The 3348-nt window shown below is 67.9% G+C and carries 1 protein-coding gene; it reads left to right on the top strand.

What is annotated here, in order from left to right; genetic code table 11:
• Positions 1-113 precede the first annotated feature (113 nt).
• Positions 114-3348, top strand: a 3235-nt coding sequence (locus ACTIDRAF_RS30460) for a non-ribosomal peptide synthetase (RefSeq protein ID WP_016700839.1), incomplete at its 3' end; no start/stop codon positions are given.

Below are 3348 nucleotides of genomic sequence, written 5' to 3'. Positions count from 1 at the left end.
CCGAGATCGCCACCAACCCCGACCGACCACTCGGCCAACTCGACATCGCCAGCCCGAGCGAGTGGAAGGGTGCCCCTGTTCTCGAATGCAACTCTCAGGTAGGAGTGCGGGATGTGGAAGCAGAATCCCTCCTCGACCTGTTCCGGCACCACGTCCACACGGCCCCGACCAAGGTCGCGGTGTCCTACCGGGATTCCGAGGTCACCTACGGGGAACTCGACCTGCTCTCGACCCGGCTGGCGAAGCACCTCGTCGGGATCGGCGTCGGCCCGGAAACCCGGGTAGCCGTGGTCTTGCCCCGCTCGGTCGACCTCGTCATCGGCATCCTCGCCGCTCTGAAGGCCGGCGGTACCTACGTTCCAGTCGATCCCCAGTACCCCGCCGACCGCATCGCCTACACCCTCGCCGACAGCGCCGCGTCGGTCGTGCTCACCGTCTCCTCGGTAGCAGGAGCCCTGCCTCCGGGCCTGGCGGAGGGCATCGTCCTGCTCGACGAGGTCGAGTGGCGGAACTCGGAGGAGGACCGCGACCAACCCCTACCTGGGCGGGTCGACCCGGATCAGTCGGCCTACGTCATCTACACCTCGGGTTCCACCGGCCGGCCCAAGGGAGTCGTCGTACCCCACCGTGCCGTGACCAGCCTGTTCCGGGAAACCACGGAACGGTTCGGTTTCGACGCTGACGACGTGTGGACGATGTTCCACTCGGCGGCGTTCGACTTCTCGGTGTGGGAGATCTGGGGCGCCCTCGCGTTCGGTGGCAGGCTCGTCGTCGTGCCGTGGGAGGTCTCGCGCTCACCGGGGGACTTCCTGCGCCTCCTCGTCGATCACCGGGTGACGGTGTTGAACCAGACCCCGTCGGCCTTCGCGCAGCTGGCGCAGGCCGATGCGGATGAACCCCACCTCGGTCAGGACCTGGTACTGCGGTGGATCGTCTTCGGGGGCGAGGCCCTCGACGCGTCGCGCCTCGCACCGTGGTTCGCCAGACACCCGGACGGGCCGACCATCGTGAACATGTACGGCATCACCGAGACCACGGTGCACGTCACGGCTCACCCGGTCCTGCCGGAGGAGCTCCTGCCCGGCGTGATCGGACGCGCGATCCCCGGTTGGCGCGTCCACGTGCTGGACCGTGCGGGAGGACTGCGGCCGGTTCCACCAGGCGTGGTCGGAGAGATGTACGTCGCTGGTGCGGGGGTCGCTCGCGGTTACTCCGGACGCCCTGGCCTGACGGCCACCAGGTTCGTGGCCGACCCGTTCGGCGAGCCGGGTTCACGCATGTACCGCACGGGGGACCTCGCGAGGGTCGACGCCGAAGGCCGGCTGGTGTACGTGGGCCGAGCCGACGAGCAGGTCAAGCTGCGGGGTTTCCGCATCGAGCCTGGTGAGATCGCGACCGTACTCGGCCAGCACCCCGGCGTCGGACAGGCAGCGGTCACGGTGCGGGACGATCTCGCGGGCGAGGCTCGGCTCGTCGCCTACCTGGTCCCCGCCGCTCCTGACGAGCCACTGCACACCGACGAACTTCGAAGCCTGCTCCACCAGGTTCTCCCGGACCACATGGTGCCCTCCTCGTTCGTCGTCCTCCCCGAGCTCCCCCTGACGTCGAACGGCAAACTGGACGGGCGGGCGCTTCCCGCGCCGGACATGACGGCGACCGCGTCCTACGCCCCTCCCACGACCGAGACGGAACAGGTCCTCTGCGTGATCTGGGCCGAGGTGTTGGGGAAACGGCGAGTCGGCATCGACGACAACTTCTTCGAACTCGGCGGCGACTCCATCAGCAGCATGAAGGTCTCCTCCCGTACCCGCGCGGTCCTCGGGATCGAACTGTCACCCCGCCTCCTCTTCGACTACCCGACCGTCGCCTCCCTCGCCGCTGCCCTGCCCGGCGAGGAGCTGTTCGGCGCCATGGCCGAGGTGCCGACAGCCACGGTGCGTTCCGACGGGCTTCCCCTGTCCTACCCGCAGGAGAGGTTGTGGTTCCTGCACGAGTTCAGCCCCGCGGGTGCCGAGTACAACCTGGGTGTCGGCCTGCGGCTGACAGGTGCTCTCGACGTGGAAGCCCTGACCTCGGCCGTGGAGGCCCTCGTCGAGCGGCACGAATCGCTGCGTACCACCTTCGACTCTGTTCACGGCAGCGGGATCCAGCGGATTCACCCGACGATGCCCATCTCGCTGCGCACGGTCGATCTGACTGGGGAAGAGGAGGGACGTCGCGCGCGTGAGCTGCGGCGGCTCCTGAGCGCGGAGATGGACAAGCCCTTCGACCTCAGGAAGGGGCCACTGGCGCGGGTGCTCCTGGTTCGGGAACGACCGGCGGTTCATTTCCTGGTGGTGACGATGCACCACATCGTCACGGACGGCTGGTCGATCAACCTGCTGCTGGGCGAACTCGCCGCGCTGTACGGGGCATCCGTGCGGGACGAGACACCGTGGCTCCCGGAGCTTCCGCTCCAGTACGTCGATTACGCCGTGTGGCAGCGGAAACAGCTGTCCGGTGACGCGCTCGATGGGAAACTCGCCTACTGGCGAAACCAGCTGTCCGGCCTGCCAACGCTCTCGCTGCCAACGGATCGTCCACGGCCGGCCGTGCGGACCACTGCGGGTGCCATGCACACCTTCGCCGTTCCGGCAGCCCTGGTGAGGGGGTTGAGAAGGGTGGGCCGTCCGCACGGCGCCAGTCTTTTCATGGCTCTCACCGCCCTCACGCAGCTCGTGTTGGCTCGGCACAGCGGGCAGGACGACATCGCCGTCGGTACGGTCACCTCGGGGAGAGAACGCGCCGAGTTCGAGGAGACCGTGGGGTTCTTCGTGAATACCGTCGTCCTCAGGACCAGGATCGACGAGACCCGGACGTTCGACCAGCTCCTCGCTGACGTGCGGGACACCGTGTTGACGGCGTTCGCCAACCAGGACGTCCCCTTCACCAGCCTCATCGACGAGCTGGTTCCGGACCGCGATACCAGTCGAACACCACTGGTCCAGGCCATGGTCGTGCTGCAGAACACGCCACCTGCCCGGCCGGCGTTCCCTGGTATCGAGGTCGAGGAGGTCCTGCTTCCCCGGAACGCCGCCCAGTTCGAAGTCAGCTTCCAGTTCGAGGAGCGGCTGGATGGTCAGCTCTGGGCGGCGATCGAGTACAACACGGACCTCTTCGACCCGGACACGGTCGCTGAGATCGCGAATCATCTGGTGGTGGCGGCGAGCGCTGTTGTCGAGGAGCCCGCGCGTGCTCTCGCGGTCACTCCGCTGATCGAGGACGCCCGGCTCGAGGAGCTGCGCGCGTCGTGGGCGCGCTACTCCCCGGCGCTCGTCGAGGGTGTGGAGCCGGTGTCGTTGGTGGAGT

Origin of the sequence: Actinoalloteichus spitiensis RMV-1378 (genome assembly GCF_000239155.1) — a bacterium.
Taxonomy (GTDB): domain Bacteria; phylum Actinomycetota; class Actinomycetes; order Mycobacteriales; family Pseudonocardiaceae; genus Actinoalloteichus_B; species Actinoalloteichus_B spitiensis.
The sequence above is the reverse complement of the archived record's forward strand: the minus strand, read 5'-3'. Positions and strand labels throughout refer to the sequence as shown.